General features: G+C 38.2%; 13 protein-coding genes and 1 pseudogene. 10 read left to right on the forward strand and 4 right to left on the reverse strand.

All coding sequences use genetic code 11. The features are described 5' to 3' along the window. The 8 genes and pseudogenes from AC4GME_RS05235 to bcp all read left to right on the forward strand — a co-directional run. Positions 1-145, forward strand: a pseudogene (locus tag AC4GME_RS05235) (cytochrome C oxidase Cbb3); the annotation flags it as partial. Positions 146-241: 96 nt separating this feature from the next. Continuing rightward, a complete protein-coding gene (locus AC4GME_RS05240; RefSeq protein WP_490376949.1) occupies positions 242-718 on the forward strand; it encodes a FixH family protein in 477 nt (158 codons plus the stop codon). Further along, positions 718-3,111, forward strand: coding sequence for a heavy metal translocating P-type ATPase (locus tag AC4GME_RS05245; RefSeq protein WP_490376950.1), 2,394 nt, complete (start codon positions 718-720; stop codon positions 3,109-3,111). The genes AC4GME_RS05240 and AC4GME_RS05245 overlap by 1 nt, the downstream gene beginning before the upstream one ends. Positions 3,112-3,149: 38 nt before the next feature. Next, positions 3,150-3,374 (forward strand): cbb3-type cytochrome oxidase assembly protein CcoS, encoded by a 225-nt coding sequence (gene ccoS, locus AC4GME_RS05250; protein ID WP_490376951.1) that lies wholly within the window; start codon positions 3,150-3,152, stop codon positions 3,372-3,374. Then, positions 3,361-4,044, forward strand: coding sequence for a sulfite exporter TauE/SafE family protein (locus AC4GME_RS05255; RefSeq protein ID WP_490376952.1), 684 nt, complete (start codon positions 3,361-3,363; stop codon positions 4,042-4,044). The genes ccoS and AC4GME_RS05255 overlap by 14 nt, the downstream gene beginning before the upstream one ends. A gap of 167 nt (positions 4,045-4,211) precedes the next feature. Beyond that, positions 4,212-4,955: an FNR family transcription factor gene (locus tag AC4GME_RS05260; RefSeq protein WP_490376953.1), complete on the forward strand. Its 744-nt coding sequence runs from the start codon at positions 4,212-4,214 to the stop codon at positions 4,953-4,955. Between the two features lie 123 nt (positions 4,956-5,078). After that, positions 5,079-6,014, forward strand: coding sequence for a universal stress protein UspE (gene uspE / locus AC4GME_RS05265; RefSeq protein ID WP_490376954.1), 936 nt, complete (start codon positions 5,079-5,081; stop codon positions 6,012-6,014). Positions 6,015-6,023: 9 nt separating this feature from the next. Beyond that, a complete protein-coding gene (bcp, locus tag AC4GME_RS05270) occupies positions 6,024-6,488 on the forward strand; it encodes a thioredoxin-dependent thiol peroxidase (protein WP_490376955.1) in 465 nt (154 codons plus the stop codon). Between the two features lie 50 nt (positions 6,489-6,538). On the opposite strand, the gene AC4GME_RS05275 is transcribed toward bcp, so the two are convergent. Beyond that, positions 6,539-7,615 carry an AI-2E family transporter gene (locus AC4GME_RS05275; protein ID WP_490376956.1) on the reverse strand — a complete coding sequence of 359 codons (1,077 nt, stop codon included), beginning with the start codon at positions 7,613-7,615 and terminating at the stop codon, positions 6,539-6,541. 21 nt (positions 7,616-7,636) lie between these two features. Then, positions 7,637-7,867 carry a sulfurtransferase TusA family protein gene (locus tag AC4GME_RS05280; RefSeq protein WP_490376957.1) on the reverse strand — a complete coding sequence of 77 codons (231 nt, stop codon included), beginning with the start codon at positions 7,865-7,867 and terminating at the stop codon, positions 7,637-7,639. Positions 7,868-8,002: 135 nt separating this feature from the next. On the opposite strand from AC4GME_RS05280, the gene bepA reads away from it, so the two are divergent. Then, positions 8,003-9,448: a beta-barrel assembly-enhancing protease gene (gene bepA / locus AC4GME_RS05285; RefSeq protein ID WP_490377400.1), complete on the forward strand. Its 1,446-nt coding sequence runs from the start codon at positions 8,003-8,005 to the stop codon at positions 9,446-9,448. A gap of 53 nt (positions 9,449-9,501) precedes the next feature. On the opposite strand, the gene AC4GME_RS05290 is transcribed toward bepA, so the two are convergent. Beyond that, positions 9,502-10,464, reverse strand: coding sequence for a S49 family peptidase (locus tag AC4GME_RS05290; protein WP_490377399.1), 963 nt, complete (start codon positions 10,462-10,464; stop codon positions 9,502-9,504). 193 nt (positions 10,465-10,657) lie between these two features. Between AC4GME_RS05290 and AC4GME_RS05295 the strand changes: the two genes are divergently transcribed. Beyond that, positions 10,658-11,524: a tetratricopeptide repeat protein gene (locus tag AC4GME_RS05295; protein ID WP_490377398.1), complete on the forward strand. Its 867-nt coding sequence runs from the start codon at positions 10,658-10,660 to the stop codon at positions 11,522-11,524. Positions 11,525-11,582: 58 nt separating this feature from the next. Here the strand turns inward: AC4GME_RS05295 and arcB are convergent, their stop codons facing one another. After that, positions 11,583-13,841: an aerobic respiration two-component sensor histidine kinase ArcB gene (gene arcB / locus AC4GME_RS05300; protein WP_490377397.1), complete on the reverse strand. Its 2,259-nt coding sequence runs from the start codon at positions 13,839-13,841 to the stop codon at positions 11,583-11,585. Positions 13,842-13,845 lie beyond the last annotated feature (4 nt).

Consider the following 13,845-nt stretch of genomic DNA (forward strand, 5'->3'; position numbering starts at 1 on the left):
GTTATACGGCGGTTCTCGCAAAGCTGTTGAAGATAGTATTCGTAATGGCCGTAATGGCGTTATGCCGCCTTGGGCTGATGTACTGGGCGAAGATAAAGTTCACCTGATTGCGGCATTTGTTTACTCCCTTTCACAAGAGAAATAAGCATAGCTAACAACGCTAAGTATTAAGTTTATTTAATAAAAAAGCCTCGTTTTCGAGGCTTTTTATATGCTAAGTTAATTCATTTATAAGGCTATTATGAAAAACAATAATAAAAAAGTATGGTTTAAACAATTCTGGCCTTGGTTTTTAATCATATTACCTCTAATAGCTGTTGTCGGAGGCATTACTACCGTGATTATCGCCACTAACAATAAACCAGAGATGGTAGTGGATGATTATTATGCAAAAGGTAAGGCGATAAACAGGGATTTAACGCTGCTTAAGAATGCGCAAAAACTCAATATTAAAGCGCTTGTTACACAAACTAATAACGAACTTATTATTAGCTTAAACGGCGTTAAGGATAACAGTTCAATTAACCTCTCTTTATTTCATTCTACATTAGCCAATCGGGATATTTCTTTATTACTTACAGCTGATGGCAATGGCGACTTTCACTTTGATGCGGATACAGATCTTACAGGTAAATGGCAACTGCGCATCGAACCCTTTGATAAAAGCTGGCGTTTACAAAAAACGGTCACCTTACCGACCAGCACTTTTCATTTGTAATGACAGAGCAAAAAAATTGCTTTCATTGCGGGGAGCCTAATCCAGAAAATAGCCACTACCGGGTAACGATTAATGGTCAATCTCAAACCATGTGCTGCCCTGGCTGTGAGGCAGTTGCGCAAACTATCGTTGATAGCGGTTTAACCTCCTATTATACGCACCGCAGCGAAAATGCAGAAAAAATGGCAGCGTTAGTTCCTGAGGAGCTAAAACAACTTGACCATTATGATATCAAGCAGATCCAGGAAGATTTTGTTCAACAAAATGAAAATAGCAATGAAATAACCCTGACGGTTGAGGGGATCACCTGTGCCGCTTGTGCTTGGTTAATCGAAAAACAGCTTCGTTTTATGCCTGGTTTGCTTTTTATTAATGTAAATACCACCCTGCATCGCGCCGTCATTAAGTGGGATAACCGACAACTCAAACTAAGTTTGATTTTAAAAGAGATCCAAAAGATAGGTTACAAGGCTTACCCTTTTCAAGTTAATAAACAGGAAGCCTTTTATACACAGCAGGCAAAATCATATCTGCGACGCTTAGGACTTGCAGGACTTGCGACCATGCAAGTTATGATGTTTGCAATCGCCCTGTATTCTGATTTTTTTTCCGGCATGGAAGAGGAGTTTATCCACTATTTCCGTTGGGTGAGTTTTATTTTAGCAACGCCAGTATTACTTTATAGCGCACAACCCTTTTATATCAATGCGTGGCGCAATATTCGCAATAAAACCTTAGGTATGGATATTCCTATTTCAATTGCCCTGCTAGGAGCCTACAGTGCATCAGGTTATGCCACTGTTGTTGGTCGTGGTGAGGTATATTTTGAATCTGTTTCCATGTTTACCTTTTTATTATTGCTTGGCAGATTATTAGAACTGCGCGCAAGACGTAAAGCCTCGGAAACTAGCAGCAATTTATTACGTCTGTTACCGTCGATGGCAACCTTAATTAAAGATATAAATAAACCACAGCTACAATCCGTAATTCCAGCAAAAACACTAAATATTGGTGAGATTATTTTAGTGAAAGCGGGCGAGACACTACCCGTTGATGGCACTATTATCAACGGGTTAAGTAATATTGAGGAGTCAATGTTAACCGGCGAACACCTGCCCGTTAAAAAAGATAAAAATGATCCTGTTTTTGCAGGTACGGTTAACATTACCAGCCCGCTAACAATTCGCGTTGAAAAACTCACAGACAACACTTTGATCGCAGATATTATTCATCTGCAGGATAGTGCCCAACTTAATAAACCACGCATCGAAATTGTTGCCGATATCGTCTCCCGTTATTTTGTTGCCGCTTTGCTTATTGTCGCATCACTAACTTATATAGGTTGGAGTGTTATTGCACCGGCTCAAGCATTTTGGATAACCCTTTCCGTATTAGTTGCCACCTGCCCTTGCGCTCTCTCTTTAGCAACCCCCACGGCATTAACCTGTGCTACCGCACAACTTAATAAACAAGGCATTCTAATTAAACAGCACCATGTATTAGAAACGCTTAATAAAATTAATCATATGGTATTTGATAAAACAGGTACTTTAAGCAAAGGCAATTTTTCACTGCTTAACACAACCGTTTATGGTGATTACTCAAAACAGCAGTGTATTGATTTTGCGTCACAATTAGAAAAAGTATCTGAACATCCAATTTCACTGGCGTTTCAAAAACTACAACAAAAAACAATAATCATAAATAATGTTTCCAATATACCCGCTCAAGGTTTACAGGGTGATTATAAACAGCAAACGTTAAAGCTAGGCCACGCACAGTTTTGTGCAATAGATAAGCCTATTGACAGTAAAGAGCTGCTCATTTGCCTGACCCTAGATAATCAATTATTAGCAACCTTTGAATTAGGCGATGAGTTACGAGACAGTGCTTCAGCTATTGTTAACTACTGCTCGACTAAAAAAATCAAAACCACCCTGCTAACGGGTGATATTTCGGCTAAAAGTGAAGAAGTATGTGACTTACTGAAAATCGACCATTTAATTAAAGGCGTTACACCTGAAGGTAAACTTCGACATCTACAACAACTGCAAATTGAAGATAAAGTGTTAATGGTCGGTGATGGAATTAATGATGCCCCCGTCTTAGCCGGCGCCCATGTTTCTGTTGCATTAGCAAGCGGCAGCGATATTGCCAAAAATAGTGCAGATGTTATTTTATTAGGGGAAGATTTAAATAAACTTAAAGTACTTAAGCAAACAGCGCAAAAAACTACGGCTATTATTAAACAAAATCTTGGCTGGGCAATCGGATATAATCTCATTATTGTTCCGCTTGCCATTATGGGGCACGTTCCCCCTTATATTGCGGTAATAGGTATGTCTTTCAGTTCACTGATCGTTGTTAGTAACTCACTGCGATTATTAAAATAGAAGCGCTCTATTATTCATCATTTAACAAGGTTGCTAAAATGAGTATCATTTATGTGTTAATTCCAATCGCAATGATCTTTGTCACAATCGCGGTAATAGTCTTTTTCTGGGCGGTAAAATCAAATCAATTTGATGATTTAGACAGAGAAGGTATTAATATTTTATTCGATGAAGAGCCCGCAACTGACGCTGAAAACAATAATAATGCACAGAAAAGTACTCCAGAAAAAGCAGATTCGGTAACTGATCATGCTAAGCAATGATTTTATCGCAGCACTGCTAATAGGTTTACTCGGAGCGGGGCATTGTTTAGGTATGTGCTCAGGAATTGCCAGTGCGATCACCTTTTCGGTAAAAGCGGATCAAAGTAAATTATCTTCACTGCTCTCATTATTATTGTACAACTTAGGAAGGGTAAGTAGTTACTCTATTGCAGGCGCTCTGTTTGCAGGCAGTAGTAGCGCACTGATACTCTTTTTCGGCGGGAAAGAGGCATTAATTTATCTGCGTTTGCTGGCGGCAATTTTAATGCTGCTCTTAGCACTATATATTTCCCGTATTTGGTTGGGATTATTAAAACTTGAGCAGGCGGGTCAGTTAATCTGGAAATTTATAAAACCAATTGCGCAACTTTTTATTCCCTTAAAACACCCTGTATACGCTTTCCCTTTAGGTTTTTTATGGGGCTGGTTACCCTGTGGGCTAGTTTATTCAACATTATCCTGGGCCGCCAGCAGCGGCAGTGCCAGCAGCGGTTTTATTATTATGCTCGGATTTGGTTTAGGCACCCTGCCGGCCATGCTCAGCGTCGGATCGCTTAGCCAACAACTAAAATATTATTTAAACCACCACTACTTTAGATATGGCAGTGGCTTACTGCTAGCAACCTTTGCTATTCACACCTTTTATATCGCACTCGTTCAATTATATTAATGACAAATAATTTTATTTGTGATGGTCTCTTTTGTAGATAATTTACCGCTTAGCACACAATTTTAACCGTAAAATGCCGGAGAACTACACAAATCATTGGAAAGTGTTCAAAGCGACTTTAATTAGTGTTAATATTGATTTAAGTCAAAAAGGAAAATAAAAGAACTATGGAAAAAAGTAATACAAATCGTATTCAAACGGGTGGTTGTGCCATTCGTTGCCAAGACTGTAGCATTAATCAGTTATGTATTCCTTACTCTCTAAATGAAACCGAATTAGATCGTTTAGATAATATTATTGAGCGTAAAAAACCGATTCAAAAAGGTCAGGAAATATTTAAAGCTGGGCAAGAGATGAAATGTCTTTATGCCATTCGCTCTGGCACGCTTAAATCATACACAATCACAGAACAAGGTGATGAACAGATCACCGCTTTTCATCTTGCAGGTGATTTGGTCGGTTTTGATGGTATTAACTCAGGAACACACCCAAGTTTTGCCCAAGCACTTGAAACGGCAATGATTTGTGAAATTCCTTACGATACACTTGATAATCTTTCGACAAGTATGCCGAAGCTGAGACAACAAATTTTACGTTTGATGAGCGCAGAAATTGTTGGAGATCAAAATATGATTTTGCTGCTGTCAAAGAAAAATGCAGAAGAGCGCCTCGCATCCTTTATCCATAATCTATCAATGCGTTTTGCCACGCGCGGTTTCTCCCCTAGAGAGTTTCGTTTATCAATGACTCGTGGTGATATTGGCAACTATTTAGGCCTAACCGTTGAGACAATTAGTCGTCTTTTAGGACGCTTCCAAAAAAATGAGATGATTGCGGTAAAAGGCAAATATATCAGCATTTTAGATGAAGTAATGCTTGCAGAACTCGCTGGTGAAAAGAAAAAAGATTGATATAAGCCGCTGTTCTGACACTCTCCTCAATTAAATCGCCTTTTCGTGACGGGAAAGGCTATCGATTTTAAGCCATCTGATCTAAATTATAAGTATCTTCTTTTTCTCTATTAGAGGCCTACTATGCTTAAATACCGGAATATTTTAGTTTTTATCGATCCAACCCAAGAGTCTCAACCAGCCCTTGCACGAGCTGTTCATATTGCCGAAAAAGAAAAAGAGGCAAAAATCACCCTGTTTTTGTGCTGTTACGATCTTAGTTATGAAATGACCTCACTAAGCTCAAGCGATGAGCGTCAGGCAATGCAAAGCATCGTTATTAAAGAAAATCGGGATTGGTTAGAAGCCTTAGCCTTACCTTACCAAGAAAAGGGCTTAAAGATTAACACTCAAGTTATCTGGCACAATCGACCATTCCAGGCAGCCATTATTGAAGTTTTAAAAAATGAACATGATTTAGTAGTTAAATCAACTCACCAACATTCCAAATTAAGTGCTATTTTATTTACCCCTAGCGATTGGAATTTATTAAGAAAATGTCCCGTGCCAGTATTGTTAGTTAAACACCACCAGTGGCCAGAAAATGGTAATATTCTTTGCGCTATTGACTGCAAAAGTATTCAAGACGAAGAGCATCATCAACTTAATCAGCAAATTTTAAGTGAAGCAAAAACAATGGCTGAGATAGTAGACGCAAATATTCATATCGTTAACGCTTATCCCAGCCCTCCAATGAATATTATGCTGGAATTACCCGAGTTTGATCCCATAAATTATGAAGATGGTTTAAAAAAATTCCACCAGAAAACGTTAAATGAATACGCTCAAACTTATGAAATTCCAGAGCAGAAAACTCATCTAATGCAAGGTTTACCTGAAGATGTGATCAGTGACGTTGCCCAAGAAATCGATGCGGAGCTGGTTATTCTAGGCACTGTCGGTCGCTCTGGTTTAAGCGCAACTTTATTAGGACATACAGCAGAGCAAGTGATAGACAGCTTAAACTGCGACTTACTCGCTTTAAAACCACAAGGTTTTATAAGCCCCATTAAGCTATAAGAGATATTTATGAATCGATTAGTCGCGGGCGATAAAGCCCCATTATTCACGCTTCAAGATAACCAAGGTAATAACGTATCATTAGCGGACTTAGCTGGTAAAAAAGTATTAGTATATTTTTATCCCAAAGCATTAACACCTGGTTGTATTACCCAGGCATGTGGTCTGCGTGATGTAAAAGCTGAGCTTGAAGCATTAAATACTGTTGTTTACGGTATCAGCCCAGATCCTGTAAAAAAACTGGCACTCTTTGTGGAGAAAAAAGAGCTTAATTTCCCATTACTGTCAGATGAAAATCATGCGGTTGCGGATGCATTTGGTGTCTGGGGAGAAAAGAAATTTATGGGCAAAACCTATGATGGCATTCATCGCATCAGCTTTCTAGTCAATGAGCAAGGCACGGTTGAAAAGGTGTTTGATAAATTTAAAACTAAAGATCATCATCAAGTGATTTTAGACTATCTGCAAAACTAAACTGCAATTTAGCTAAAAAGGGCTTTACGCCCTTTTTGGCTATCGTAGCCCTAATTACTCTCTTCTATATTGTCTAACTGTTCACGGTTCGGCCAAGCGTTTAATACCGCTTTCACTAACGTTGCCAGTGGAATGGCAAAAAACACCCCCCAAAAGCCCCACATTCCACCAAATATAAGCACAGACATAATGATTATAACCGGATGCAAATTAACCGCTTCAGAAAACAAAATGGGAACAATTAAGTTACCATCAAGCGCTTGGATAATAATGTAGGCCACCATCAGGTATGCAAAATCCGGAGATATCCCCCACTGAAACAGCGCAACAACAGCTACAGGTACGGTAACAGCCGCCGCTCCAATATAAGGAATTAACACCGATAAAGCGACTAACATAGCCAACAGTGCGGAATAACGTAACTCCATAAAAAAGAAGGTGAAATAAGTAACAACCCCGACTATCAGAATTTCAATCACCTTGCCGCGAATATAGTTCATAATCTGTCCGTTCATCTCAATCCAAACCTGATCCGCTAATTTTCGGTTTCTCGGTAAAAATTGTACAAAACTATTGATTAAAAATGCTTTATCTTTGAGCATAAAAATCATCATTAAAGGTACTAAAATCGCGTAAACAATTAATGCGGCAATATTTAACAATGAAGCAAAGGATTGTGATAATAAAAAACCGCCGCTATCTAACAAATAAGATCGTAGATTTTCTACTATATGGGTAATAGTGACCGGATCGATAGCCTCCGGATACTGACTGGGCAGTGTTAGCACGTAATCCTGTATCTGGTTAAACATCGCCGGCAAGTCACGAATTAATGCTGCCCCCTGTCTAAATACGGTCGGTAAGACACCGAGAAAAGCGAATACAGCTAAAGATAAAAAAAGTAGCATGACAATAAATGTCGCAACAGTCCGGTTTATTTTACAGCGAACTAAATAATTAACAGGCCAATCAAGTAGATATGCCAGTACTAATGCAACAAACAGCGGTACTAAAATATTTCCAAAAAAATAAAAAACTAAAAAAGCTGCAATTAGCAGTAAAAAAAGCGCGCTTAAATTAGGATCTGCAAAACGATGCCGATACCAATCAGTTAATTGTCCAAACATAAATTCTTTTACCCTTTGTTATTATTTGAGTTGCATATGTAGTGAAACATTATTATCCAGCACACTAGTTGAATAATCATATCCCTTTTTATCAAGGTACAACATAATATCCTGCATCGCCTGCTCATTTGAAAAAAGTACACAAAGTCGACTGATTTTCGATTTTTCTGCAATATCATTTTGTAATAAATAACGTTTTAATATCACTAATGCCATTGGACACTGTTTTGTGCGTAAATCTATAATTTCCATCGACTTCTATTTTAAATAAAAGGAGTAGATTATCATCTTTGTATAGATATAAGACAATCATCACTTGCAATAAATTGAAGCTTGTTTATGATTTTATTCTGTTTTCTATTATTCCTTTGGTGATGAGTGGTTACTGTGCTTAACAAATCCCTGATTATTTCACTCTATTTTTTCTTTCTATTGTTCTCAAATATTGCAAATTCAACGAATACGCTTCCTGATATTGGTACGGTTGGCGCCGGGGCACTGACAATTGAAAAAGAAAAAGAGTATGGCTGGGCATTTCGTTTAATGGCAAATCAAGCTCTTCCTATTATTCATGATCCTATCCTTAACCATTATATAAATGAGCTCGGTCAGAATCTTGTCGGTCATGCAGACTCGGTTAAGCTGCCATTTAATTTCTTTCTTATTGAAGATAAAGAGATTAACGCAGCCGCATTTTTAGGGGGAAATGTAAAAATTCATACAGGTTTATTTTTATACGCTAAAAATGAAAGTGAGCTAGCGAGTGTTATCGCGCATGAAATAGCGCATATCACACAACGCCACTTAGCCCGTATGTTGGAGCAACAATCATATAGTAACCCGGCAACATTAGCGGCACTGGCAGGCTCTGTTTTACTTGCCTTAGTTTCGCCCGCAGCGGGAATGGCAGCGCTAACCACAAGCATGGCTCTAACCATGCAGTCTCAAATTAACTATACGCGCTTGCATGAGTATGAAGCGGATCGGATCGGCATAAAAATACTGGTTGATGCCGGTTATGATCCTTATGGTATGGCAAACTTCTTTGGCAAACTGGCAGAGAAATATAAATACGCCAGTTTACCACCACAAATGTTATCAACTCACCCCTTACCTGTAACACGTTTGGCTGAAGCGCGTTTACGTGCCAGCCAGTTTGATATAAAACGTATTAAAAACAGCTTAGATTACCAATTAAGTAAAGTGCGGATCACTGTTCGTTATAATGAAATCTCGGGCAGTGCGGCTGTAAATTATTATCAAAGCCAGCTTAAAAACCATAAATACCAACTTAAAGAAGCGGCATTATATGGTCTCGCTTTGGCGCATTTTAAAAATGAAAATTATATAAAAGCACACCAAATCACTTTGGATTTATTGAAACGACAACCAAACAATCTCTTTTTTATCGATCTGCTAACCGACACTTCACTTACACTAAATAAAGCCGACGCAGTAATCCAACTGCTACAACAACATTATAAAAAGTATCCTGAAAATGCCGTTTTCACGCTCAATTTAGTAAATGCATTACAGGAGAATAAACAATATAAAGAAGCGGAAAAGAAACTTGAGTTATTTATACGCTCCCATCCTCAACATATTTTGGCTCACTTACTGGCAATAGATCTTTATAAAACAATGAAAAACCGCGCCAAAGAGCACGCCAGCAAAGCACAATATTTAGCGCTACAAGGACGCTTTAGAGAAGCAAGTCAAGAGATGGGGAGTGCGCTGGTTTATGCAGATAACAAACTAGACCAAGCGCGCTACAGCGCTAAAATTGAATTCTATAAAAAAGATGATTTACGTTTAAAAGGGTTACAGGAATAAGTCGCAACAGTGGGCTCGGGCGTAAACTTTACGCCCGAGCCTCTCAATCAAGATCATCTTAAATTAAAATCGTTATTTTCTGTTTTTAACTGATTAGCAATCCCTGATCCAATTGATAAACCCAGTTTTCTGGTAAATGCCTCAATAGCAGAAGGTTTAACAGAATAATCAACTATATTTTCCGCTTTGACAATCTCTCTTGCGACAAATCCCGGACTGCCTAATCCATCAATCAAGCCAAGCTCAAGTGCTTGTTCACCATTCCAAATCAGCCCTGAATATAACTTAGCTAAGTTTTCACCTTTATCAATGCGCTCACCTCGCCCTTCTCTCACTACCTTGATAAACTGCTGATGTGTCACATCTAATACCTCTTGCCAGAACTCTCTTTCACTGTTTTTGGTTGGCGAAAAGGGATCTAAAAAAGCTTTATGCTCACCCGAGGTGAAATGACGACGTTCAACGCCCATTTTTTTCATTAGATCAACAAATCCGAAGCTTGATGCGGTCACACCAATTGAGCCAACCAAACTGGCTTTATCGGCATAAATTTGGTCTGCCGCTGCCGCCATATAATATCCACCAGAGGCGCCTAATTCGGCAATCACGGCATACAGTTTTTTATGCGGATATAAAGCACGAAGACGTTTAATTTCATCATAGACATAACCCGCCTGAACAGGGCTTCCGCCGGGACTATTTATCACCAGCATCACAGCTTGGCTAAATTCACTTTCAAAGGCTTCGCGTAACCCTGTAACAATAAAGTTTGCATTTGCATCTTGATCTGCTGCAATAATGCCATTGACTGTCACCATTGCTGTGTGTGCTGCATTTTCTTTATCACTGCCATTATTGAAAGGAGAACCGATAAATAAAATAAGCACAACAAACAGATAAATAAAGGTTAAACTTTTAAACAAGATACCCCAGCGTCGGGCTTTTTTCTGCTCGGAAAAAGTCTCTTTAATAATCTCTTCCACCCATTTATCTTCCTGTTCACTATTTTTTTTCATTATTTATTCCTGTTAGTTTAATTAAACTATTCAACCTGTTATGGATAACAATTACAAGCCAGCAGCTACATTAAACAATACCACTGTTCTTATCATTTATTATTTTTCATCACGCTCTTTTTTTAAAACAATGCTTAGTCCATACTTATTCTGTTTTAAAGCAATATATTATCAAACGGCTTAAGGGAAAATCATGTTCAGAAAATTTACTTTATTGCTAACAATGCTACTTATGCAGAGCTTATTAATTGCCGCTGAAAATCCATTAATTGCGGCTGGAAATCAAAGCGACAAAAGTATATATGAAAAACCTTTGGTTGAGCGTTACGTATTAGATGAACTCAAGTCATTACGTACTGAACAACAAGATTTAGAACGCCGTTTAATTATTGAGATCACCGATCGCGAATTAGCAGTTGCTGATAAATCATTAGGTTATGCTTCAAATACAGTAACTTACTTCTTTTATATTATTGCAGGCGTGGCGTCATTAATCGCCTTGATCGGCTGGCAGTCATTACGAGAGATCCGAGAGAACACCAAAAAAGCGGCCAACCAACAGATCAAAATAATCTCCGAACAATATGAAAAACAGTTCCAAATATTAGAAAAAGATTTAAGACGTAAAACACGCCGTATCGCCGATAACCATATTGAAATAGAAAAGATTAATGAGATCCATAACTTATGGTTACGCGCTCAAAAAAGCCAAACACCAGAGCAAAAAATGGAAGTTTATGATCAGATATTAAAAATTCGCCCTGGTGATTTGCAAGCTCTAACATCAAAGGCCGATGCCGCCATGGCAATTAAAGAGTTCCATTGGGCGCTGAGTATCTGTAATCGCGTGTTAGAGGTGGATGATAATAATGAAAATGCACTATATCAACGCGCCTGCGCTTATGCTTGTTTAGGTGTAGAAGAACAGGCTATTTATGATTTAACGCGCGCTATTGCAGGTAGTATTTCATTACGAGAATTAGCAGCCGATGAAGCTGATTTTGAAAACTTAAGAGGTAATGAAAAATTTGAAGCATTAATCGCACATGAGGTATCTTGAGCATTAGCAATGAGTTATCTATGCCTAATAATAAAACTATTATTAGGCATAAAAATCATTAACTCCCGTGAGCCACAATCCATTTTTTCAGTTCAATAATATCACTTTGATATTGTGATTTAATTAACTCGACCCAATCATCAATATTATCCCACCATGCGGGTAAATCAGGTGACTGCACTTTTTGTGATAACTCCTGAATACGCTTTAAACCCACTGAGCCTGCTGCACCTTTAATTTTATGTGCTTCGCTAACAATGCCATTTTTATCTTTTGCAATCATATTGGAATCTAAAACCTGTAGATAATCCGGCATCATCTTGGCAAACAAAGCAACGTTATCTAACATTACAGAGACAGGTAAAAAATCTAATAATTCCGTTAGCATTACCTCATCAAATAACTGTTCTGTTTTTTCTTGTACTTTACAAGGTAATAGCGCTCTACTTTTTTCCACTTGCTCTGTCGATACAAAGAGTCTTGCAATCATCTCATTTAATGGTTCAATACTAAGCGGTTTACCTAATGCATCATCCATACCTTGGTCAATAAACTGTTGCTTGTCTGCAAATACATTCGCGGTAAGAGCGACAATTGGCGGCAAAATATCCCCATGTGTTTGTCGTAACTGTGTCGTTATTTGATAACCATCCATATCAGGCAGCTGAATATCCATTAATATTAACTGGTAATCTTTATCAGCAACTTTTTGCAGTGCTTGTTTGCCATTTTCCGCACTGTCAACTTGGTGCCCTAGTTTTTCTAACAATGATTTTGCAACTATAATATTAAGCTCGATATCTTCGACTAATAAAATAGATAGTGACGGCACTGTTGATAAAACTGCTTTTTGTTTCGGCTCATTATTAGGACAATCAACAGGAATACATAATTTAAAAATACTACCATTACCAAGCTCACTGTTTACCGTGAGCTCCCCCCCCATCGCTTTGACTATTTGTGATGAAACGGCTAAACCTATTCCCGTTCCCGTTGCATGTGCATTTCCTTTAACCTGATAATACATAGCAAAAATTTTATCAAGTTGATCCTCTGGAATACCGATACCTGAATCCTGCACTTCAAAACAAAGTCTTGTTTGATGGTTAACTTCACTTTCACAGAAACAACGAAGACTCACCGAGCCTTGTTTGGTAAATTTCACAGCATTACTGATCAAGTTCCATAGAACCTGTCTTAAACGTGTATCATCTGCATCAATATAGTTTGGCAGCACACTGTTTTGTTCAAAACGTAACGTTAACCCTTTTTGTTCCGTTTGAATAAACGCCAAGCTTTTTAAATCACTCATAAAATCAAACATATCAATATGATTACTTACTAGATTCAAACGGCGGCGATCTAGCTTATCCAAATCGACAATATCATTAAATATATTACCTAAGGTAATTGCGCTCATATGAATGGTTTTAAGGTGTTTAATTTGTTCGCTGCTAAGTTGTTCATCTAACAGCATACGGCTTAAACCGACAATGCCATTTAGCGGGGTACGCAGCTCATGGCTAATCGTAGAAATAAATGTCGTTTTGTCTCGACTGGCTTTCTCTAAAAACTCTTGATGTTTTTTACGCTCGGTAATATCTCGACCGAAACCTATAATACCAACACACTGTTTATGACTGTTATACAGGGGTAATGCACGCACTTCAAAATAAGCCTGTCGGCCATTTGGGTAATGTAACCAGTGTTCATGAATTTGCTCCTGCTGCGTATCCTGAACTCTCTGATCACGCTCAACTACTTTCTTGGCATAAAATTCAGGATAAATATCAAAAGGTGTTAAGCCAATTAATTGCTTTTCTGTTTTTCCCGTTAAAGCCTCCATCGCCTTATTGCAGCTCACAAAGCAACCTTTTAAATCACGATGAAAAAACAGATCAGGGGAAGTATCTAAAAATGAGCGTATTAAAATAGCAGCTTCTTCAAGTTGACATTGGCTTTTTTGATGCTCAATAATTTCGTGTTCGAGTGCCACTGTTTTTTGCTGATCATTTTTCAAAAGCACCTGCAATTTAGCAACCGTATGGCCAAGACTTTGCCTGGCTTCTTCTAAATCACCAACCACGACTGTTAGAAAATATACCGCCCAAGGTGTGATCAATAAACCTAAAATAAATGAACGTGAAACAACGACAATATCTAAAGGTTCATTAAAATAATATGCCAGTAGCATTTGTAATACAGAATCAGCACTAATGATCGCGAAAGCAAGAATCAGGCTGAAGCGAAATGCACCCAATCGCTTTAATAAAGCCACATAATAATGAACCCATGTTTTAAGATTAAATATATTCACAGCG

The organism is Psychromonas sp. (genome assembly GCF_983033635.1).

Coding starts and splice junctions, on each gene's coding strand:
- AC4GME_RS05240 (WP_490376949.1), top strand. CDS start 242: ATGAAAAACAATAATAAAAAAGTATGGTTTAAACAATTCTGGCCTTGG.
- AC4GME_RS05245 (WP_490376950.1), top strand. CDS start 718: ATGACAGAGCAAAAAAATTGCTTTCATTGCGGGGAGCCTAATCCAGAA.
- ccoS (WP_490376951.1), top strand. CDS start 3,150: ATGAGTATCATTTATGTGTTAATTCCAATCGCAATGATCTTTGTCACA.
- AC4GME_RS05255 (WP_490376952.1), top strand. CDS start 3,361: ATGCTAAGCAATGATTTTATCGCAGCACTGCTAATAGGTTTACTCGGA.
- AC4GME_RS05260 (WP_490376953.1), top strand. CDS start 4,212: ATGGAAAAAAGTAATACAAATCGTATTCAAACGGGTGGTTGTGCCATT.
- uspE (WP_490376954.1), top strand. CDS start 5,079: ATGCTTAAATACCGGAATATTTTAGTTTTTATCGATCCAACCCAAGAG.
- bcp (WP_490376955.1), top strand. CDS start 6,024: ATGAATCGATTAGTCGCGGGCGATAAAGCCCCATTATTCACGCTTCAA.
- AC4GME_RS05275 (WP_490376956.1), bottom strand. CDS start 7,615: ATGTTTGGACAATTAACTGATTGGTATCGGCATCGTTTTGCAGATCCT.
- AC4GME_RS05280 (WP_490376957.1), bottom strand. CDS start 7,867: ATGGAAATTATAGATTTACGCACAAAACAGTGTCCAATGGCATTAGTG.
- AC4GME_RS05290 (WP_490377399.1), bottom strand. CDS start 10,464: ATGAAAAAAAATAGTGAACAGGAAGATAAATGGGTGGAAGAGATTATT.
- AC4GME_RS05295 (WP_490377398.1), top strand. CDS start 10,658: ATGTTCAGAAAATTTACTTTATTGCTAACAATGCTACTTATGCAGAGC.